The following is a 19,696-nucleotide window of genomic DNA, read 5'->3' on the forward strand; positions in this document are numbered from 1 at the left end:
GGCATTGGGGGATCGAGAACCAGTTGCACTGGGTGCTCGATGTCGTCTTCAACGATGACCAATCCCGCCTGCGCAAAGGCCACGGCGCCCTGAACATGGCCGTCGTCCGCCACTTCGCCATCAACCTCGTCCGCAAGGCCGCCGAACCCACCCGGCCACGCTCCGGCTTACGGCGTGCCACCAAAAAGCCGCCCGCCACACCAAGACCCACCAGCATCAAGCTCCGACGGAAGTTGGCCGGCTGGGACACCGATTACCTCGACGCTATCCTTGCCGTTAAAATCCGTTAACCCGGATTCGGAGCCCTGCGCACAAGTCCGATTCCTTGACCAAAACGCTCGGTCCGCCTACCTTGTCCGTTTGAACTCCCCCTACCAGCATTGAGCACCCATGGCCCGTCTTCCGATCCTCGTCGCCCCGCATCCGATCCTGAAGCGCAAGGCGCAACCCGTCGCCGAAGTGGATGCGCGCGTCGTCAAGCTGATGGACGACATGGTGGAGACCATGTACGACGCCGTCGGCATCGGTCTGGCAGCCCCGCAGGTCGGCGTGCTCGACCGCGTCATCGTCGTCGACGTCCATGAGAAGGGCGAGCCGCCGAACCCCATCCGTCTCGCCAACCCGGAAATCGTCTGGTCTTCGGACGAGAAGGCGGTGTGCGAGGAAGGCTGCCTGTCGGTGCCCGAGCAATATGCCGACGTCACCCGGCCCCAGCGCGTCCGCGTCCGCTATCTCGACGAAAACAATCGGCAGCAGGAGATCGAGGCGGACGGCATGCTCGCCACCTGCATCCAGCATGAGATCGACCATTTGGATGGCGTCCTGTTCGTCGACTATTTGTCGATGCTGAAGCGGAACATCCTGCTGAAGAAGGTCCAGAAGATGCAGAAGGCGACGGCCTGAGCCGCCCGAAACCAGATCCGCGATCAAGATCCGATGACTCCGCTCCGTCTCGTCTTCATGGGCACGCCGGACTTCGCCGTGCCCAGCCTCGCCGCGCTGATCGAAGCGGGGCATCAGGTCGTCTGCGCCTACAGCCAGCCGCCGCGCCCGGCCGGGCGCGGTCAGCAGGTGCAGAAATCGCCTGTCCATCGCTTCGCCGAGGAACGCGATATCCCCGTGCGCACGCCAAAGAGCCTGCGCAACGCCGAGGCCCAGGCGGAGTTCGCCGCCCTTGGGGCCGATGTGGCGGTGGTCGCCGCTTACGGCCTGATCCTGCCGCAGCCGATCCTGGACGCGCCGCGGCTGGGTTGCGTCAACGTGCATGGCTCGCTGCTGCCGCGCTGGCGCGGGGCGGCGCCGATCCAGCGCTCCATCCTGGCCGGCGATTCCGAGACCGGGATCACCATCATGCAGATGGACATCGGCCTCGACACCGGCGCCATGCTGTCGAAGGAGGCCGTGGCGATCACTCCGGCCACCACCGCCAGCAGCCTGCATGACCAGTTGGCCGCGCTGGGCGCCCGCATGATCGTTCCGGCGCTGGAAGGGCTGGCCGGCGGGACGCTGACCGCCGTGCCGCAGCCGGAGGAGGGCGTCACCTACGCCGCCAAGCTGACGCGCGAGGATGGCCGCCTCGATTGGACCCGGCCCGCCGCCTCTGTCGAGCGGCAGGTCCGGGCGCTGACCCCCTGGCCCGGCTGCTGGTTCGATGCCGCGAACGGCGAGCGGATCAAGGTGCTGGCGGCGGAGCCCGCGACCGGCAGCGGCACGTCCGGCACGCTGTTGGACGACCGGCTGACGGTCGCCTGTGCCGATGGGGCGGTGCGGCTGGTCAAGGTGCAGCGGCCGGGCAAGGCGCCGGTCGATGGAGCGGCCTTCCTACGCGGCTTCGCGCTGGCGGTCGGGCAGGCGGTGTCCGCCCCGATCTCTGCCGAAACCGTCGCGGGCTGATCGCCGTGCAGCGCTGGAAACTGACCGTCGAGTATGACGGCCGTCCCTTCGTCGGCTGGCAGCGCCAGGACAACGGCCCCTCCGTCCAGCAGAGCCTGGAAGAGGCGGTGCAGCGCCTGTCGGGCGAGGTGGTGCGCGTCCATGGCTCCGGCCGCACCGACGCCGGGGTGCATGCGCTGGGACAGGTCTGCCATTTCGACCTGGAGAAGCCCTTCACCGGGCTGAAGCTGCGCGACGCCCTGAACTTCCATTTGAAGCCGGCGCCCATCGCCGTGCTGGAGGTGGAGGCGGTGGGTGAGGACTTCCATGCCCGTCTGACCTCGACCGGCCGCGCTTATGTCTACCGCATCGTGAACCGCCGGGCGCCGCTGGCGCTGGACGCCGGCCGGGCGTGGCATGTCACCCGCCCGCTGGATGCCGAGGCGATGCATGCGGCGGCACAATTTCTGGTCGGCCAGCATGACTTCTCCAGCTTCCGCGCCGCGCTGTGTCAGGCCAAATCGCCGGTGAAGACGCTGGACCGGCTGGCTGTGGAGCGTCAGGGCGAGGAGGTCCGCGTCCATGCCGCCGCGCGCTCCTTCCTGCACCATCAGGTCCGCAACATGGTCGGCACGCTGGAGCTGGTCGGCGCCGGGAAATGGAAACCCGACGACGTCCGCCTTGCGCTCGAAGCCCGCGACCGCGGCAAGGCCGGGCCGACCTGCCCGCCGGACGGCCTCTACTTCATGGCGGCGCGCTACTGAATCGGGTCAATTGCTGATCCGCTCCGGCTGTTCGGGCATGGATTGGAGCGTCTTCAACAGCCTGTCCGTCTCGACGCCCTGGGCGCAGAGGCCGGTGGCGGTTTCGCCGAAATCGACCAGACCGTGGTAGCGGGGCGGCCGCGCCCGTTCGAGCGGGACCAGCCAAGCCTTGTGTCCGCGTGCCGCCAAGCCATCGAAGTAGAGGCGCTGGGTGCGGAACAGCACATTCGTTTCCCGCGGATCTCCGATGACGAAGATCCGGCGTGCCGGATCCTGGGGAATCAGGTCGAGCGAGCGGTAGGGGTCGAACCAAGTCTCCGGCTTTGCCAAGCGGCCCTTGACGCCATGCGCCTGGAGGTAGGCTTCGTAAGCGGAGGCGCCCGACGAGATGACGGCGCATTTCAGGTCGGTGCGGCGGGCCAGGAATTCGGCCGTCAGCGTGCCTCCGGCACTGCTTCCACCGAGCGACCATTGCCCGATGCCGTAGCGCTTCTTGAGCAGGTCGAGATGGGCGTTCATCAGCGCCGCCTCGCGCGGGGTATGGCGCATGGTCCAGAATTTGCCGGAACTGCCATAAGCTCCCGGACGGGCGAGAAAGAGGAAGGGCACGCCGAAGCGCGCCGACAAGACCCTTTCCTGTTCGATCATGCCGGCGACGCTCAGCCCCTTCTGATGCCCGATCTTATCCGGCTTGGAGCCCATGACATCGCCGTGCATCCAGGCCGCGACGATCGGGTTTGATCCAGGCTTCAGGCCGGCCGCGTAATAGCGCAGGCACTCGCCGCGACCGTCGACCTCCACCCAGCTGGCGGTTTCCCGCGCCTCCAACTCGGCGCATTGCGGGCGGGTGACGATTTTCCCGGCTGCGACAACCGCGTTGGTGAAGGCTTCGTCGTTGGAGCGGGACTGCGCGTGGGCGGGGACCGCCGCGACGAGGGCGAGGCTCGCCAGACACAGGGAGCGGAACGACATGGCGGACAAGCCCTTTGCGGCGATGGCTGGAGGAGGGTGGTGGAGGTGGCGGGGCACCGTCAACCGCCGTCCAGCCTTGCGTGCTCGGCGGTGAAGACCGCCACCAGATGCTCGATCACCGCCCGCACCCGCGGCACCTCGCGGCGGTCGCGGTGGACCAGCAGCCAAGCCTCCCGGACCAGCGGCGGGCCGGGCAGCGGATGCCGCACCAGCCCCGCCACGCCGTCGGCCAGCATGCAGGGCAGGAAGGCGGTGCCGAAGCCGGCGACCGCCGCGGCCAGCTGCCCCTGCACGCTGTTGGAGCGGAAGGCGACCCGCCGGCCGCCGCCATGGCGGTCCAGCCAAAGGGCCTCCGGCAGCTCCGCCATCGACTCGTCGTAGGCGATCAGCGTGTCGGGTGCGTCCGGCGCCGCGTACAGCCCATAGCCCAGCGTCGCCAGCCGCCGCCCGACCAGATCGCCGCGCTGCGGCCGGGCCAGCCGGATCGCCAGATCGGCCTCGCGCCGGGCGAGGCTGAGGGTGCGGTTGTCGACGAGGATTTCCAGATCCAGCGCTGGGTTGGCCGATCGCAACGGTCCCAGGCGGGGGATCAGGAAGATGTCGGCCAGCGCCTGGGTCATGGTCAGCCGCACGGTGCCGCTGAGGCCGGCGTCGTCGCCTTCGCGGCGGCGGATCGCCTGTGCCCGCTCGTCCATCGCTTCGGCCAGGGCGCGGACGTTCTCGCCTTCTCCAGTCAGGACATAACCTTCAGGACGGCGCTCCATCAGAGTTCGGCCGAGGGCCGCTTCCAACCCGGCAAGCCGGCGGCCCACCGTGGCATGGCTCAGCCGCAGGCTGCGGGCCGCCGCCGACAGGCTGCCCGCGCGTGCCAGTTCGAGGAAAACGCGCAGATCGTCCCAGTCGAGCGGGCCTGTGAATTTTTGAACGGTCATCGTGCGAGGATAGCGGATGGCTGCGCATCGGTGAACGGGGCAGCATTGCCTCCATCAACGCTCAACGGCTGCGGAGGAACTCCCGATGACGACCGATATCGCCCATGCCCAAACCGTCCGAACCCTGCGCCAGATCGCCGGCGCGCCGAATACCCCCAGCCCGCTGGACAAGGCGGTCCTGGTGCTGATCGACCTTCAGCGCGAATACACCGACGGCGCCCTGAGGCTGTCGGGCGTCGATGCGGCGGTGGAGCGGGCGGCGGAACTGTTGGATCTTGCCCGTGCCAACGGCGTGCCGGTGATCCACATCGTCCATCACACCGCGGCGGGAGCGCCGGTGTTCGACCCCACCGGGCCGCTGGCGGAGATCGTTCCGGCGGTCGCCCCGCGCGATGGCGAACCGGTGATCGTGAAGAAGCTCGCCAACGCCTTCGCCGGAACCGGGTTGCAGGCGGTGGCGCGCGATACCGGCCGGACCGAGATGATCATTGCCGGCTTCATGACCCACAACTGCGTCAGCAGCACCGCGCGGTCGGCAGTGGATCATGGCTGGCGGGTGACGGTCGTGGCCTCGGCCACCGCCACCCGCGACCTGCCGGACGGCAAGGGCGGCGTGGTACCGGCGGCCGACATCCAGCGCGGCGTGCTGACCGGCCTGTCCGACAGCCTCGCCGTGGTGGTGGAGGACGCGCGGGCCTGGAGGTGAGTGTGGAGGGGCGCGACCGGCGCGCCCCTCGCATCCTTACTTCTTCTCGGCCTTCCAGTAGAAGTTGGTGTCGAAGCTCGGACCCCAGACGAGGCCGCTGACGGTCTTGCGCTCGGCGATCATCTCCGTCTGCTGGAACATGATGACGAAGGGCGAGTCGGCCAGCACCGAGCGCTGCAGCTCCTCGTACATCTTGGCGCGCTTGGCGCCGTCGCGCTCCTCGATGGCGGCGGCGGTCTTCTTGGTCAGTTCCGGAATATCCCAGGCGTTGCGCCACGCCAGCGGCTTGGACTTGGCGTTGTCGCTGTTGTCGGGGTTGGAGGCGAAGGTATCGGCGTTGGAGTTCGGGTCCTGATAATCCGCGCCCCATTGCTGGATCATCAGTTCGTGGTTGCGGGCGCGGTACTTGGTCAGCACCTGCTTGCCGTCGCCGGGGATGATCTCGATCTTCACGCCGGCCTTGGCGGCGCTGGCCTGGATCGCCTGGGCCATGTCCTGGGTCGGGTTGGTGTTGCGCACGTCCATGCTGACGGTGAAGCCGTCGGGATAGCCGGCCTTGGCCAGCAGCTCCTTCGCCTTGGTGGGGTCGTACTTGTAGGGGTTGTCGTTGACCGCCCCCAGGAAGCCCTTGGGCAGGAAGGCCTGATGGACGGCGCCGATGCCGTTCATGATCGAGCCCGCCATGCCGTCATAGTCGACGAGATACTTGAAGGCCTCGCGCACCTCCGGCTTGGCCAGGGCGGCGTTCTTCTGGTTCAGGCTGAGATACCACAGCGTGCCCTTCGGCGCCTGGACCAGCCGGACGGTGTCGCTGGCCTTCAGCGGCTCGAACTGCTCGGGCTTCAGGTTGCGCGCGACGTCGACGTCGCCCTTCTCCAGCAGCAGGCGCTGGGTCGCCGGTTCCGGGATGTGGCGGATCAGCACGCGCTTCAGCTTGGGCGCGCCGCGCCAGTATTTCGGGTTGGCGTCGAAGGTCAGCAGTTCGCTCGCCTTCCACTGCTTCAGGATGAAGGGACCGGAGCCGGCGGAGTTGGTCTTCAGCCAGCCGGCGCCGAAATCGCCGTCCTTCTCCTTGCCCTTCACCAGCTTGGAATCGACGATGGAGGCGACGTCGGCGGTCAGGCAGTAGAGCACGAAGGTCGGCGCATAGACCTTGTCGGTGGTGAAGACCAGCGTCTTCGGATCGGTGGCGCGCACCATCTGGTCGACATTCTCGGGCGTCAGGCCGAACTGGGTCAGGATAAAGGCCGGACCCTTGTTCATCTTCACCGCGCGGGAAAAGGACCAGGCGACATCCTCGGCCGTCATCGGGTTGCCGGAATGGAAGGCGATGCCGTCGCGGATCTTGAAGGTGAAGGTCTTGCCGTCGGGCGACACGGTCCAGCTTTCGGCGGCCTCGCCTTCGATCTTGCTGACGTCGGCGACGTCGAAATGGACGAGCCGGTCATAGACCTGGGCGCTGTATTCGGCGCCCGACAGCTCGAAGATCTCGCCGGGGTCGAGGCTGACGATGTCGTCGAACTGCCATGCCATCACCAGCGCGTCCTTCGGCGTGTCGGCGAGGGCGGGGGCGGCAAAACCGGCGAGGGCGAGAGCGGCGGCGCCAAGAACAGTCTGCGCGATCAGGCCGCGCTTGAAGCTGGTCATCCGTGAAGTCTCCCTGGAGGCCCGTTCGGGCGCTGTTGAGGGACAGAATCTTCCCGCCGCCTTCCCTCGCCTGTCAACCCGGCCGGTTGGCTGGTTCCTTGTCAGACGGGTTGCAATTGGCGGGGAAAGTGCCTAGCTCCTAACGCCCTCCGGCACCATTCTTGTATTCGCGGATATTCGGCAGAAGGAAACCACCGTCATGGGCTACACCGTCGCGGTCATCGGCGCCACCGGCAATGTCGGGCGCGAGATCCTGCAAACGCTGGCCGAGCGGAAGTTCCCGGCCGACAAGGTCATCGCGCTGGCTTCCGAAAAGTCGATCGGCCAGGACGTCTCCTATGGCGAGGACGACATCCTCAAGGTCCAGGATCTCAACAAGTTCGACTTCCATGGCGTCGATATCGTCCTGTCGTCGCCCGGCGCCAAGGTGTCGGCCGTCCATGTGCCGCGCGCCGCCGCCGCCGGGGCCATGGTGATCGACAACACGTCGCAGTTCCGCATGGACCCCGACGTGCCGCTGATCGTGCCGGAGGTGAACCCGGAGGCGCTGGCCGGCTATCGCAAGCGCGGCATCATCGCCAACCCCAACGGCGCCACCATCCTGATGGCGGTGGCGCTGAAGCCGCTGCACGACCGTTATAAAATCCGCCGCGTCGTGGTTTCGACCTACCAGTCGGTGTCGGGCGCCGGCAAGGAGGCGATGGACGAGCTGTTCACCCAGACCCGCGCCATCTTCGTCAACGATCCCATCGCCAAGAGCGTCTTTCCCAAGCAGATCGCCTTCAACGTCATCCCCCACATCGACGCCTTCATGGAGGACGGCTCCACCAGGGAAGAGTGGAAGATGACGGTTGAGACCAAGAAGATCCTCGATCCGAAGATCAAGGTCGCCGCCACCTGCGTCCGCGTGCCGACCTTCATCGGCCATGCCCTGTCGATCAACATCGAGACGGAGGAGCCGATCAGCGCCGAGGAGGCCCGCATTGTCCTGCGCGCCGCCCCCGGCGTCTCGGTGGTCGACCAGCAGACCGGCGACGGCTACGTCACCCCGGTGGAGATCGCCGGCGAAAACCCGGTCTTCGTCAGCCGCATCCGCGACGACATCACGGTGGAGAACGGGCTGTCCTTCTGGTGCGTCGCCGACAACCTGCGCAAGGGGGCTGCGCTGAACGCCGTGCAGATCGCGGAGCTGCTGGTGCGGGATTACATGGTGGAGTAGTGGCTTCTGCTTCCCGAGGTTAGACCCCCACCTAACCTCCCCCGTTGGGCGGGGGAGGGACTGCCGCTGCTTTCCCGCTTAAGCGCTTGTCCCCTCCCCCGCCCAGCTCTCGCACAAAGCTATGCTTTGTGCTGACGCGGCAGGCGGACCGCAGGTCCGCTGAGAGCGGGGGAGGGGCAGGGTGGGGGCACCCGCGCGACCACCTTCCCACCCTTCCGAATTGTCGGTAGGCTGAACCGTCCCACCTGACCGGGCGGTTCCGTGCTCCGCATCCTGCCGCTGTTGTGCCTCGTCCTGCTGATGCTCACCGGGTGCGGCGTCGATGCCGACCAGGATATGCTGTGCCGGAAGCTGATCCCGGCCTTCGAGCCCGGCCCCGTCGCCGACCTGTCCAGCCGCGGCTACTCCGAGGAGAAGCGGGTGGTGCGTGTCGATTACCGCAGCGGCGGGCAGTCCCACTGGATCGCCTGCCGGTTCGCCGGCACCGGCATGGGAGAGGAACGGCTGACCCTGGTGGCGGTGGCGACCGACCGCAGCGGCTGGCTGTCGGGGATCCGCTTCGCCATGTTGCAGCAATGGCTGCGCATCCGGCCGCCGCGCGATGCCGTGGGCAGCATGGCGGTGGTCGACCGGGCGGCGGCGACGCGCTGGACGCCCGTGCTTTTCCTGGTCCAGCAGATCATCAACGCCGCCACCGTCGCCTGCGTCTATGGGCTGCTCGCGCTCGGCTACACGCTGGTCTACGCCATTCTCGGCCAGATCAATCTGGCGATGGGGGAACTGACGATGCTCGGCGCCATGCTGACGGCGATGGCGGCGGCCGGGCTGGGCATGGCCGGTTGGGCGACATGGCCGCCGGCCGTGCTGGGCGTTCTGGTGCTGGTGGTCGGCTTCATCGCGGTGCAGGGCTGGACGATGGACCGGCTGGTCTTCCGCCGGCTGCGCGGGGTGCGCAGCCACACGCCGCTGATCGTCGCGGTCGGGCTGTCCATCGCCTATCAGGAGGGGGTGCGGCTGCTGCACGGTGCCCGCGACTGGTGGCCGGCGCCGGTGCTGACCGGCCGCTTCGACCTGCTCAGCGACGGCGCCTTCACCGTCACCGCGCTGACGGCGCAGCTGGCGATCCTGGCGCTGACCGGCGGGCTCTATGCGGCGCTTTGGGGAATCATGCAGCGCACCGCCTTCGGCCGGGCGCATCGCGCCTGCACCGACGACATCGCGGCGGCGGAACTGGTCGGGGTGGACGTCAACCGCACGGTGGCGGCGACCTTCGCCATCGGCGGCGGGCTGGCCGCGGCGGCGGGGGCGGTGATCGCGCTCTATTACGGTGGGGTGAACTTCTTCACCGGCTACCTGATCGGCTTCAAGGCGCTGGCGGCTGCGGTGGTCGGCGGCATCGGCTCGGTGCCGGGGGCGATGCTCGGCGGCGCCCTGCTGGGGCTGGTGGAGACCTTCTGGTCCGCCTATTTCGCTCTCGCCTACAAGGACATCGTGGCGTTCGGGCTGCTGACGCTGTTCCTGATCTACCGGCCGCAGGGCCTGATGGGGCAGGCAAGGGGCAGGGGGGATTGAGGCGGAGTGCCGGCTTCGATAGCCCCCACCTAACCTCCCCCGCTGGGCGGGGGAGGGACGCCCTCACTCCCCGTACAAGCAGTCGTCTCCTCCCCCGCCCGGCGGGGGAGGATTAAGGTGGGGGTCTAACGCAGTCCTCCCACAACAACCTTACAGCGTGCGGACGTCCGTCAGGTGGCCGGTCACCGCCGCCGCCACGGCCATTGCCGGGCTGACGAGGTGGGTGCGGCCGCCGCGGCCCTGGCGGCCTTCGAAGTTGCGGTTCGAGGTCGAGGCGCTGCGCTCGCCGGGCGCCAGACGGTCGGCGTTCATCGCCAGGCACATGGAGCAGCCCGGCTCGCGCCACTCGAAGCCGGCCTCGGTGAAGATCTTGTCCAGCCCCTCTTCCTCGGCCTGCTCCTTGACCAGACCCGAACCGGGAACCACCAGGGCGCGGACGCCCTCGGCGACCTTGCGGCCCTTGGCGAGGTCGGCGGCGGCGCGCAGGTCTTCGATGCGGCCGTTGGTGCAGGAGCCGATGAACACGGTGTCGACCTTGACGCTCGACAGCGGCTGGCCGGGGGTCAGGCCCATGTAGGCGAGCGAGCGCTCGACGGCGGCGCGCTTGCCCTCGTCGGCGATGTCGGCCGGGTTCGGCACGGTCGCGGTGATCGGCAGCACGTCTTCCGGGCTGGTGCCCCAGGTGACCTGCGGCGCGATGTCGGCGGCGTTCAGCACGACGGTGGCGTCATAGACCGCACCCTCGTCCGACGGCAGCGTCTTCCAGTACTGGACGGCCTGCTCGAAGGCGCCGGCCTTGGGCGCCAGGGCGCGGCCCTTCACATACTCGAAGGTCTTCTCGTCCGGGGCGATCAGGCCAGCGCGGGCGCCGCCTTCGATCGCCATGTTGCAGACGGTCATGCGGCCTTCCATCGACAGCTCGCGGATGGCGTCGCCCGCGAACTCGATGACGTAGCCGGTGCCGCCGGCGGTGCCGATCCTGCCGATGATGGCCAGCACGATGTCCTTGGCGGTGACGCCCGGGTTCAGCGTGCCGTCCACGCGGATCAGCATGTTCTTGGCCGGCTTCTGCAGCAGGGTCTGGGTGGCCAGCACATGCTCCACCTCCGACGTGCCGATGCCGAAGGCCAGCGCCCCGAAGGCGCCGTGGGTCGCGGTGTGGCTGTCGCCGCAGACGATGGTGGCGCCGGGCAGGGTGAAGCCCTGTTCCGGACCGACGATGTGCACGATGCCCTGGCGGACGTCGTCCATCGGGAAGTAGCGGACGCCGAAGTCACGGGCGTTCTTGTCCAGCGTCTCGACCTGGATCCGGCTCTCCTCCTCGACGATGCCCTTGGAGCGGTCGGTGGTGGGAACGTTGTGGTCGGGCACGGCGAGAGTGGCTTCCGGACGCCGCACCTTGCGGCCGGCGACGCGCAGTCCTTCGAACGCCTGCGGGCTGGTCACTTCATGGACCAGATGGCGGTCGATGTAGAGGATGCAGGTGCCGTCGTCCTGGCGATGCACGACGTGGCTGTCCCAAATCTTGTCGAACAGAGTGCGCGGCTTGGACATCGGAAAAACTCTCTCTCGCGGTACGATCAGGCGCAGAACAATCGGAGGCCGCACCATAGCCTTGTGTCGTGCCGGGGACAAGCATCGCGCTACGTCTGTCGTCGCAAGCCTGTCCCCCGCAATATTATGACGCGGGCGGCCAATCCTCTCGCTCGTCATCCCAGCGAAGGCGGGGATCCAGGCGTCCGGTTCAAGCGCTTGAAACGGCTGGATTCCCGCCTTCGCGGGAATGACGGACGTTGTGGAAGGGCATCAGCGGATCGTGCAAAGTTACGGCAGCATCTTGCCGGGGTTCAGCAGGCCCTTCGGATCGAGCGTCGCCTTGATGGCGCGCAGCATGTCGAACTCCACCGGCCCCTTGATGGCCGGCATCTCGTCCTTCTTGAAGCGGCCGACGCCATGCTCGGCGGAGATCGAGCCGTCGAGCTTGAAGATCACCTCGTTCACGACGTGGCAGATCTCGTCCCAGCGGTCGAGATAGGCCTTGGTGTCGGCACCCTCGGGCTGGCTGAGGTTGAAGTGGATGTTGCCGTCGCCGACATGGCCGAAGGGGGTCGGGCGGATGCCGGGGCAGGCCCGCTCCACCGCCGCCTCGGCCAGTTCGATGAACTCGGCGACGCGGGACACCGGGATCGACACGTCGTTCTTGATCGAGCCGCCCTCGAACTTCTGCGCCTCGACGATGGCCTCACGGATGAACCACAGCTGCTTGGCCTGGGCGTCCGACTGGGCCAGCGTGGCGTCGGTCGCCAGCTCGGCCTCGAATGCCTCGCCGAGCGCCGTCTCCACCGTCTCCTGGAAGGCGTCGGACTTGGTGCCGGCGGTCAGCTCGGTCAGGACATACCAGGGCGACGGTTCCGACAGCGGGTCGATGGTGCCGGCGACGTGGCGGAGCGCGAAGTCCAGGCAGCGGCGCGACATCAGCTCGAAGGCCGAGACGGCGTCGCCCGAGGCGGCGCGCAGGCGGGCCAACAGCTCGATGGCGGCGGCCGGGCTGGGCACGGCGACGAAGGCGGTGATCGACTGGCGCGGGCGCGGGAACAGCTTCAGCACCGCGGCGGTGACGATGCCCAGCGTGCCCTCGGCGCCGACGAACAGGTTCTTCAGGTCGTAGCCGGTGTTGTTCTTGCGCAGCCGGCGCATGCCGTCCCAGACACGGCCGTCGGCCAGCACCACTTCGAGCCCCAGCACGAGGTCGCGGGTGTTGCCGTAGCGCAGGACGTTGATGCCGCCGGCGTTGGTGGAGATCAGGCCGCCGATCTGCGCCGTGCCCTCCGCTCCCAGGCTGAGCGGGAACAGGCGGTCGGCGTCGGCCGCGGCCTCCTGGATGCTGGTCAGCACCACGCCGGCGTCCACCGTCATGGTGTAGTTCAGCGTGTCGATGTCGCGGATGCGGTTCATGCGCGACAGGCTCAGCACGATCTCGCGCCCCTCCTCATAGGGGATCGAACCGCCGACGAGGCTGGTGTTGCCGCCCTGGGGAACGATGGGGATGCCGGCGTCGGCGCAGATCTTGACGACTGCGGCCACTTCCCCGGTATTGGCCGGGCGGACCACCGCCGGGCTGTTGCCTTTGAAGCGCCCGCGCCACTCCGCAAGGTAGGGGGCCATGTCGGCGGCGTCGGTCAGGATGCCGGACGGGCCGACGATGGCGCGGATCTGGTCGAGGGCGGCGGCAACGGTCATGGCACGGCGTCCAAAGCAGGTTGAGGGACTTGCAATCGATCCCTTCTAACCCCTTCGACGATCATTTTCTATCCCTTGGCGGTCGATGCGGATCTGCGTTGTCCCAGCCGTGCGAACAGTCTTCCATCGATGGCGGCAAGGCCGCCGGCGATCAGCGCCATGCCGATGCCATGCCTGACGGCGAGACGTTCGCCGAGGAACAGGCTGCCCAGCAGGATGGCGCTGACCGGGATCAGGAAGGTGACGAGCATGAGGTTGGTCGCACCGGCGGAAGCCAGGACGCGGAAGAAGATGACGTAGGCCAGGGCGGTGGACAGCAAGGCCAGACCGGCGACCGCGCCCCAGGCGGCGGGGGTGGGCAGCGGCAATGTCCAGGGATGGTCGATCAGCAGCGCCACCGGCACCAGCATCAGGGCGGATGCGGTGACCTGCCCCGTCGCCGTCACCATCGGCGATACTCCCATGCCTTTGAAGCGCCGGCCGAAGATGCCGGCGAAAGCATAGGACAGGGCGGCCCCCAGCACCGCAAGCTGCGGCAGCAGCCGGTCGCCCAGCCCGCCCCATGCAGCCGGCCCGATCATCACCGCCACGCCGGCGAAGCCGATGAGCACCCCCGCCAGCCGGTTGCCCGTCATCTTCTCGTCCCGGGTCAGGACATGGGCCACCACGACGCCGAACAGCGGCGTGGTGGCGTTGAGGATCGAGGCAAGGCTGCTGGCGATCTGCGTCTGCCCCCAGACGATCAGGCAGAAGGGAACGAGGTTGTTCAACGTTCCCATGCCGAAGAACGCCGCCCATGTCCGCCGGTCTCGCGGCATGGGCGTTCCCAGGAGCCGCAGCAGTCCAGCGAGCGCCAGCGCGGCCAGCGCGACCCGCAAGGCGACGATCGTCAGCGGCGGCAACTCGCGCACGGCCATGCCGACGAAGAAGAAAGAACCACCCCACAGGATCGAGAGCGCGACCAGCAAGCTCCAGTCGGTCAGGTCCATCGGCTTGTGGCTTGGTGCGGTCATCGGGCGGCCTCCATTGATGGCTTATGAATGTTCGTGTGTATGTGTGTCGGGGCTGGACATGCCGGGCTTCGGCATCCTGCGCGGCGGTGCCGGCCGGCGGCGATCCGTTTCTTGCGGTGGAATTGCCATCGCCGCCGAAATGGATGTTTCGGGTGCCCGCTCCATGATCGGGCTTGACCCACACGATCCCGCCATTGGCTGGCCTTTCCCGCTCGATCGAGCTGAGCTAAAATTAGCCTCCAGCCCCGATATCGTACAAACGAGCCTTTTTCCGCATACGGGTGAGATTTTCTAAATCATGGCGCCTTCTCTGCCCCCGCTTGCCGGCCTGCGCGCCTTCGAAGCGACCGCGCGTCACCTCAGCATGACGCTTGCCGCGCGGGAGCTGAACGTCACGCCGGGCGCGGTCAGCCTCCAGGTCAAGGAGCTGGAAACGGCGCTCGGCTTGCGGCTGTTCGAACGCAAGCCGCGCAGCCTCGCCTTGACCGCCGAGGGGGCGGCCTATCATGCAGCCATCCGGACCGCCTTCCGCCTGATCCGGGACGCGACCGCCGAACTCACGGCGGGGCTCCGCAGGCCGGAACTGACGCTGTCCTGCACTCCGGCCTTCGCCGTGCAATGGCTGGTTCCGCGTCTGCCGCGGTTCGAGGCCGCTGCGCCCGGGATCGATGTCCGGATCGGGGTTACCAACCGGCTTGTCGATTTCGCGCAGGACCGCGTCGACGTCGCCGTGCGTCACGGTCTGGGCGCCTACGAAGGTCTATGTGCCGAGCGGTTGATCGACGACGAGTTGGTTGCGGTGTGCAGCCCCGACTATCTGCGCGCCGCGCCGCCGGTTCGGCATCCGGCCGATCTGGCAGCCGATCTGGCGGCCGATCCGGCAGGGGGGCCAGCGGCTCACCGGCTTTTGCATGACGAGCACCGCGGGGACTGGGCGCTCTGGTTCCGAGCCGCCGGCGTGCCGGATGCGGGCGCAGGTCACGGGCCGGTCTTCGCCGATGGCAACGGCGTGATGGAGGCTGCCAAGGCCGGATTGGGGATAGCGCTGGTCCGGCACCGTTTTGCCGTGGACGATCTCGCGGCGGGGCGTCTTATCGTCTTGTTCGACCAACGTCTGTCGAACGGCCTCGCCTATCACCTCATCTATCCTGGCGGGGTGGAGGAAAAGCCGGCGGTGGCCGCCTTTCTCCGCTGGATCAGGGCGGAGGCCGGCGATGCCCTCATCCCCGCGGGGCCGCCGCCCGGCGCAGGCGGTCGTTGATCGCCAGCCCGAGCCCGACCTCCGGGATCGGCATCACGGCGATGCGCCTTGCCCCGCTCTGGTCGAGGTTGCGCAGGTGGGAGAACAGGTTGGCGGCGGCCTCGTTCAGGTCGCCTTCCAGGCTCAGGTTCAGCCGGGTGGTGCCGCCGAAGACGAAGCGGTCGGGGCCGAAGGTCAGGAAGGCCTCGTCCTCTTCCGCCGCCGACGCGTTCAGGCGGACCGCGGCGTTGGGGGCATAGTGGCTTTCCAGCTGGCCCGGCGACTTGGGCGCGGTCGGATCGCCGGCCGACAGGCGGACCGGGCCGATCAGCCGCTCCATCTCGTCGGGCAGCACGGCGCCGGGGCGCAGCAGCACCGCCTCCGGACCGGTCAGGTCGATGACGGTGGACTCGACGCCGACCATGCATTTGCCGCCGGTGACGATGGCGTCGACCCGGTCGCCCAGGCTTTCCAGCACATGATGGGGTGTGGTCGGGCTGACGGCGCCGGAGCGGTTGGCGCTGGGGGCGGCGATCGGCTTGCCGGCGGCGCGCAGGATGGCTTGGGCGACCGGATGGCCGGGAACCCGGATGGCGATGCTGTCCAGCCCGGCACTGACCAGCAGCGAGAGGGCCGAGTTGGCCGGGCGCGGCACGACCATGGTCAGCGGGCCGGGCCAGAACTGCGTCGCCAGATCATGGGCGCGGTCGTCGAACAGGCCCCAGGACTGGGCGGACGCCAGATCGGGGACGTGGGCGATCAGCGGGTTGAACTGCGGCCGGCCCTTGGCGGCGAAGATGGCGGCAACGGCGCGGTCGTCGGTGGCGTCGGCGCCCAGCCCATAGACCGTCTCGGTCGGAAAGGCGACCAGACGGCCGGCGCGCAGCAATTCGCCCGCGCGGGCGATGCCGGCGGCGGTGGCCGGGATCAGCGCCGGGCGCTTTTCACCGGTATCGGATGCGGAATGGTCGGTCACGGCATCTTTCTAGAGCCTGCGGCACCGGTGTCAATTCGCGCGGTTGCACCGGTGCCATGCCGAAGGTTATGAGGGGGATGCGCAATCACAGAACACAACATGATGGGTGCGGGCATGACGGGCAAGGTCTTCACCGTGGCGCAGCAGAAAGGCGGCGCCGGCAAGACCACGCTGGCAGCCCATCTCGCCATCGCCTGGGCGCAGCTTGGATACAAGGTCGCCACCGTCGACATCGATCCGCAGGGCAGCCTGACCCGCTGGCACGCCGTGCGCTCGGAGGCGACCGGCGGCCAGCCCGGCTTCACCCATGTGCAGATCACCGGCTGGCGCACCCAGGCCGAGGTGGAGAAGCTGGCGCGCAGCCACGACATCGTGGTGGTCGACAGCCCGCCCCATGCCCAGACGGAAGCACGCATCGCCGTCCGTGCCGCCACGCTGGTGGTGGCGCCGGTGCAGCCGAGTCCGATGGATTTGTGGGCGGTCCATCCGACCATCGATCTGGCGGCGCAGGAGAAGCGCCGTCTGCTGCTGGTGCTGAACCGCGTGCCGCCGCGCGCCCGCATCGCCGACGAACTGGTCGGCAAGGTGCATGAGCTGGTCGCCCCGCCGGCGGTGGAACTGGCAAGGGCCCAGGTCGGCAACCGCACCGCCTATGCCGGGACGCTGATGACCGGGCTGTCGGTGACGGAAGCCGCGCGCAAGACCCAGGCGGCGGTCGAGATGCAGGCGCTTGCCGAGGAAATTCTGGGCCGGGTTTGAGGGGGAGGGGTTGGCCGGCGTTTGCCCCCACCTAGCCTCCCCCGCTGGGCGGGGGAGGGACTCCCGCCGAACGCCGGCAAAGGTCGAAATTCCCTCCTCCGCCCAGCGGGGGAGGGTCAGGGTGGGGGGCTAACGCCGCAAGACTCCAACCACTCAGTCCTTGAACTCGCCCATCGCCGACTGGATGTAGTTCGCCAAGCCGATGTCGCCGATCAGGCTCAGCTGGGTTTCCAGATAGTCGATGCGCTCTTCCGATTCTTCCAGCAACTCGGACAATTCGTCGCGCGACACGTAGTCGGCCTTGTCCTCGCACACCGCGATGGCGACGGCGATGCGGTCGCGGGCCTCCTGTTCGGCGGCGAGGTCGCTGGACAGGATCTCCGGCACATCCTCGCCGATGTGCAGCTTGCCGAGATCCTGGAGGTTGGGGATCGCCTCGATGAACAGGATGCGTTCGATGATCTCGTCCGCGCTCTTCATCACTTCGATGGAGGCGTGGTACTCCCACTTGCCCAGCGCCTTGACGCCCCAGTTCTTCAGCATGCGGGCGTGCAGGAAATACTGGTTGATCTGCGTCAGCTGGTCCTTCAGGACGATCTGAAGCTGGGCGATGACGTCGCTGTTGCCTTTCATGATCCGTCCTCCGCTCAGCTCGGGAAGCCGCCCATGGCCGACTGCAGGTAATTCTGCAGGCCGAGCATGTCGATCAGGCCGAGCTGCTGCTCCAGCCAATGCGCATGGTCTTCTTCGGTGTCGACCAGCAGTTCCAGCAGGATGCGGCGGGTGTCGTAATCCTTCACCTGCTCGCAATAGGCGATTGCCTCCTTCAGGGCGGCCACCACCTCATATTCCAGGTTCAGGTCGTTGCGCAGCATCTCCGGCACGGTCTTGCCGATGTGCAGCGGGTCGCGGCTGGCGACGTCGGCCGTGCCCTCCAGGAACAGGATGCGGCGGATCAGCTTGTCGGCATGCTCCAGTTCTTCGACCCGCTCGTGCGAGATGCGCTCGCTCATCGCCTTGAGGCCCATGTCCTCCATGCTGCGCGCATGGGAGAGGTACTGGTCGGCGGCGCTCAGTTCGCCGGTGAGCAGCTTGTTCAAACGGTCCAGGACACCTTGATCGCCTTGCATGGCCGATCCTCCGAAATAGACGATTTGTCGCACCATGGCACAGGGGAAGGACTCCGACAATAAAAAACTCCCGGAAAATTAGAGATGTAGTTGATAGTCACTATCAATAGGACGGGATGGCGATTGCCTGGAATACAGGCAGGCCTCCCGGTCTTCATTGAGAATCGATGTCAACTGCACCGATGCGAAGTCTTCGCAAATACGACGGGGTATGGCATCGGATTTGACTTGCCGCCCCGGAGCGATGCTTGGAGAGGAGACGGACCGGTGCAGGGTCCGCTTTCCGGGCCGCCGCATTGAGGCAGGGGCCGTTCCGTGCTAACAGACCGCGGGATTTCTCCGACCCTGCCTCGCCCTTCTTTCCAACGACTGCCGGATTGCGGCCATGACGACGACCACCTCCTCGGCCTCCTCGGAGTTCCTGCGCACCCTTCAGGATCGCGGGTTCATCCACCAGTGCACCGATTTCGCCACGCTGGACGAGCGTGCGACGAAGGGGCCGATCGTCGCCTATATCGGCTTCGACTGCACCGCCGATTCCTTGCATGTCGGCAGCCTGCTGCCGATCATGATGCTGCGCTGGCTGCAGAAGACCGGGCACAAGCCGATCGTCCTGATGGGCGGCGGCACCACCAAGATCGGCGATCCGTCCGGCAAGGACGAGGCGCGCCAGCTGCTGACCGACGAGGTTATCGCCGGCAACATGGCGGGCATCAAGCGCATCTTCGGCCGTTACCTGACCTTCGGGGACGGGCCGACCGACGCGGTGATGGCGAACAACGCCGACTGGCTGGACGAGCTGAAATACATCCCGCTGCTGCGCGACATCGGCCGCCATTTCACCATCAACCGGATGATGAGCTTCGAATCGGTCAAGCTGCGGCTGGATCGCGAGCAGCCGCTGACCTTCCTGGAATTCAACTACATGATCCTCCAGGCCTACGACTTCGTGGAGCTGAAGCGGCGCCATGGCTGCAGCTTGCAGATGGGCGGGTCGGACCAGTGGGGCAACATCGTCAACGGCGTCGAACTCGGCCGCCGCACCGACGGGGCGGAGCTGTTCGGCCTGACCACGCCGCTGCTGACCACCTCGTCGGGCGCCAAGATGGGCAAGACGGCGGCGGGCGCGGTGTGGCTGACCGCCGACAAGCTCGGCAGCTATGATTTCTGGCAGTACTGGCGCAACACCGAGGATGCCGACGTCGGCCGCTTCCTGCGCCTCTACACCGAACTGCCGCTGGACGAGGTCGCCCGGCTGGAAAGCCTGCAGGGCGCCGAGATCAACGAGGCCAAGAAGATCCTCGCCAACGAGGTGACCAAGCTCGCCCACGGCGAGGACGCCGCTCTGGAGGCCGCCGAGACCGCGCGCCGCGCTTTCGAGGAAGGAGCCGCGGCCGAGGGGCTGCCCAGCATCGAGGTCGCCCGCGCCGAGCTGGAAGCCGGTATTCCGGTGGTCGACCTGCTGGTGTCGGCCGGGCTGGCCGCGTCGAAGGGCGAGGCACGCCGCCTGATCAAGGGCGGCGGCGCCAAGCTGAACGATGGGTCGATCGCCGACGAGACGGTCAAGGCGACGGTGGCGGACCTGAACGTCGACGGCGTCGTCAAGCTCAGCGCCGGCAAGAAGCGGCATGCGCTGGTGAAGGTGGGGTAAAGG

General features: G+C 67.6%; 20 protein-coding genes. 11 read left to right on the forward strand and 9 right to left on the reverse strand.

Annotation, left to right across the window (positions count from 1 at the left end; all coding sequences use genetic code 11):
* The 4 genes from JHL17_RS20585 to truA form a co-directional block, all read left to right on the forward strand.
* On the forward strand, positions 1–290 hold a 290-nt coding region (locus JHL17_RS20585), incomplete at its 5' end, for a transposase (RefSeq protein ID WP_200195955.1).
* Positions 291–390: 100 nt separating this feature from the next.
* On the forward strand, positions 391–903 hold the full coding sequence (def, locus tag JHL17_RS20590; RefSeq protein WP_200195957.1) for a peptide deformylase: 513 nt from the start codon (positions 391–393) through the stop codon (positions 901–903).
* Positions 904–936: 33 nt separating this feature from the next.
* On the forward strand, positions 937–1,893 hold the full coding sequence (gene fmt, locus JHL17_RS20595) for a methionyl-tRNA formyltransferase (protein ID WP_200195959.1): 957 nt from the start codon (positions 937–939) through the stop codon (positions 1,891–1,893).
* A 5-nt stretch (positions 1,894–1,898) separates the two neighbouring features.
* Positions 1,899–2,636 carry a tRNA pseudouridine(38-40) synthase TruA gene (gene truA, locus JHL17_RS20600; protein WP_200195961.1) on the forward strand — a complete coding sequence of 246 codons (738 nt, stop codon included), beginning with the start codon at positions 1,899–1,901 and terminating at the stop codon, positions 2,634–2,636.
* 6 nt (positions 2,637–2,642) lie between these two features.
* Here truA and JHL17_RS20605 read toward each other — a convergent pair whose 3' ends face one another.
* Together JHL17_RS20605 and JHL17_RS20610 are read right to left on the reverse strand one after the other, a co-directional pair.
* Positions 2,643–3,608 (reverse strand): alpha/beta hydrolase family protein, encoded by a 966-nt coding sequence (locus JHL17_RS20605; RefSeq protein WP_200195963.1) that lies wholly within the window; start codon positions 3,606–3,608, stop codon positions 2,643–2,645.
* 59 nt (positions 3,609–3,667) lie between these two features.
* Complete coding sequence (locus JHL17_RS20610; RefSeq protein ID WP_200195965.1) at positions 3,668–4,540, reverse strand: LysR family transcriptional regulator; 873 nt, start codon at positions 4,538–4,540, stop codon at positions 3,668–3,670.
* An 85-nt stretch (positions 4,541–4,625) separates the two neighbouring features.
* Here JHL17_RS20610 and JHL17_RS20615 point away from each other — a divergent pair, with 85 nt between their 5' ends.
* Positions 4,626–5,246, forward strand: coding sequence for a cysteine hydrolase family protein (locus JHL17_RS20615; RefSeq protein ID WP_200195966.1), 621 nt, complete (start codon positions 4,626–4,628; stop codon positions 5,244–5,246).
* 36 nt (positions 5,247–5,282) lie between these two features.
* On the opposite strand, the gene JHL17_RS20620 is transcribed toward JHL17_RS20615, so the two are convergent.
* Positions 5,283–6,893 carry an ABC transporter substrate-binding protein gene (locus JHL17_RS20620; protein WP_200195967.1) on the reverse strand — a complete coding sequence of 537 codons (1,611 nt, stop codon included), beginning with the start codon at positions 6,891–6,893 and terminating at the stop codon, positions 5,283–5,285.
* 199 nt (positions 6,894–7,092) lie between these two features.
* On the opposite strand from JHL17_RS20620, the gene JHL17_RS20625 reads away from it, so the two are divergent.
* Complete coding sequence (locus tag JHL17_RS20625) at positions 7,093–8,112, forward strand: aspartate-semialdehyde dehydrogenase (protein WP_200195968.1); 1,020 nt, start codon at positions 7,093–7,095, stop codon at positions 8,110–8,112.
* 261 nt (positions 8,113–8,373) lie between these two features.
* The gene (locus JHL17_RS20630) at positions 8,374–9,684 is read left to right on the forward strand and encodes an ABC transporter permease subunit (protein ID WP_200195969.1); all 1,311 of its coding nucleotides are present in this window, start codon (positions 8,374–8,376) and stop codon (positions 9,682–9,684) included.
* Positions 9,685–9,834: 150 nt separating this feature from the next.
* Here the strand turns inward: JHL17_RS20630 and leuC are convergent, their stop codons facing one another.
* From leuC to JHL17_RS20645, 3 genes are all read right to left on the reverse strand, one after another.
* Positions 9,835–11,238, reverse strand: a complete 1,404-nt coding sequence (gene leuC, locus JHL17_RS20635; RefSeq protein WP_200195970.1) for a 3-isopropylmalate dehydratase large subunit — start codon at positions 11,236–11,238, stop codon at positions 9,835–9,837.
* 270 nt (positions 11,239–11,508) lie between these two features.
* A complete protein-coding gene (locus tag JHL17_RS20640; RefSeq protein ID WP_200195972.1) occupies positions 11,509–12,924 on the reverse strand; it encodes an FAD-binding oxidoreductase in 1,416 nt (471 codons plus the stop codon).
* Positions 12,925–12,992: 68 nt separating this feature from the next.
* Positions 12,993–13,937, reverse strand: coding sequence for a DMT family transporter (locus JHL17_RS20645; RefSeq protein WP_200195973.1), 945 nt, complete (start codon positions 13,935–13,937; stop codon positions 12,993–12,995).
* A gap of 58 nt (positions 13,938–13,995) precedes the next feature.
* Between JHL17_RS20645 and JHL17_RS20650 the strand changes: the two genes are divergently transcribed.
* Positions 13,996–14,232, forward strand: a complete 237-nt coding sequence (locus JHL17_RS20650; protein ID WP_200195975.1) for a hypothetical protein — start codon at positions 13,996–13,998, stop codon at positions 14,230–14,232.
* A gap of 3 nt (positions 14,233–14,235) precedes the next feature.
* Positions 14,236–15,198, forward strand: a complete 963-nt coding sequence (gcvA, locus tag JHL17_RS20655) for a transcriptional regulator GcvA (RefSeq protein ID WP_200195977.1) — start codon at positions 14,236–14,238, stop codon at positions 15,196–15,198.
* Here gcvA and JHL17_RS20660 read toward each other — a convergent pair.
* Positions 15,158–16,153, reverse strand: coding sequence for an L-threonylcarbamoyladenylate synthase (locus JHL17_RS20660; RefSeq protein WP_200195979.1), 996 nt, complete (start codon positions 16,151–16,153; stop codon positions 15,158–15,160). The two genes, gcvA and JHL17_RS20660, sit on opposite strands and share 41 nt — an antisense overlap.
* Positions 16,154–16,267: 114 nt before the next feature.
* Between JHL17_RS20660 and parA the strand changes: the two genes are divergently transcribed.
* Positions 16,268–16,912, forward strand: a complete 645-nt coding sequence (gene parA, locus JHL17_RS20665) for a ParA family partition ATPase (RefSeq protein WP_200196189.1) — start codon at positions 16,268–16,270, stop codon at positions 16,910–16,912.
* Between the two features lie 153 nt (positions 16,913–17,065).
* On the opposite strand, the gene bfr (JHL17_RS20670) is transcribed toward parA, so the two are convergent.
* Together bfr (JHL17_RS20670) and bfr (JHL17_RS20675) are read right to left on the reverse strand one after the other, a co-directional pair.
* Positions 17,066–17,545 carry a bacterioferritin gene (gene bfr / locus JHL17_RS20670; RefSeq protein WP_200195981.1) on the reverse strand — a complete coding sequence of 160 codons (480 nt, stop codon included), beginning with the start codon at positions 17,543–17,545 and terminating at the stop codon, positions 17,066–17,068.
* 14 nt (positions 17,546–17,559) lie between these two features.
* Positions 17,560–18,042 carry a bacterioferritin gene (gene bfr, locus JHL17_RS20675; RefSeq protein ID WP_200195984.1) on the reverse strand — a complete coding sequence of 161 codons (483 nt, stop codon included), beginning with the start codon at positions 18,040–18,042 and terminating at the stop codon, positions 17,560–17,562.
* Positions 18,043–18,427: 385 nt separating this feature from the next.
* Here bfr (JHL17_RS20675) and tyrS point away from each other — a divergent pair, with 385 nt between their 5' ends.
* The gene (gene tyrS / locus JHL17_RS20680) at positions 18,428–19,693 is read left to right on the forward strand and encodes a tyrosine--tRNA ligase (protein ID WP_200195986.1); all 1,266 of its coding nucleotides are present in this window, start codon (positions 18,428–18,430) and stop codon (positions 19,691–19,693) included.
* Positions 19,694–19,696 lie beyond the last annotated feature (3 nt).

Source organism: Azospirillum endophyticum, from assembly GCF_016595245.1.
GTDB classification, from domain to species: domain Bacteria; phylum Pseudomonadota; class Alphaproteobacteria; order Azospirillales; family Azospirillaceae; genus Azospirillum; species Azospirillum endophyticum.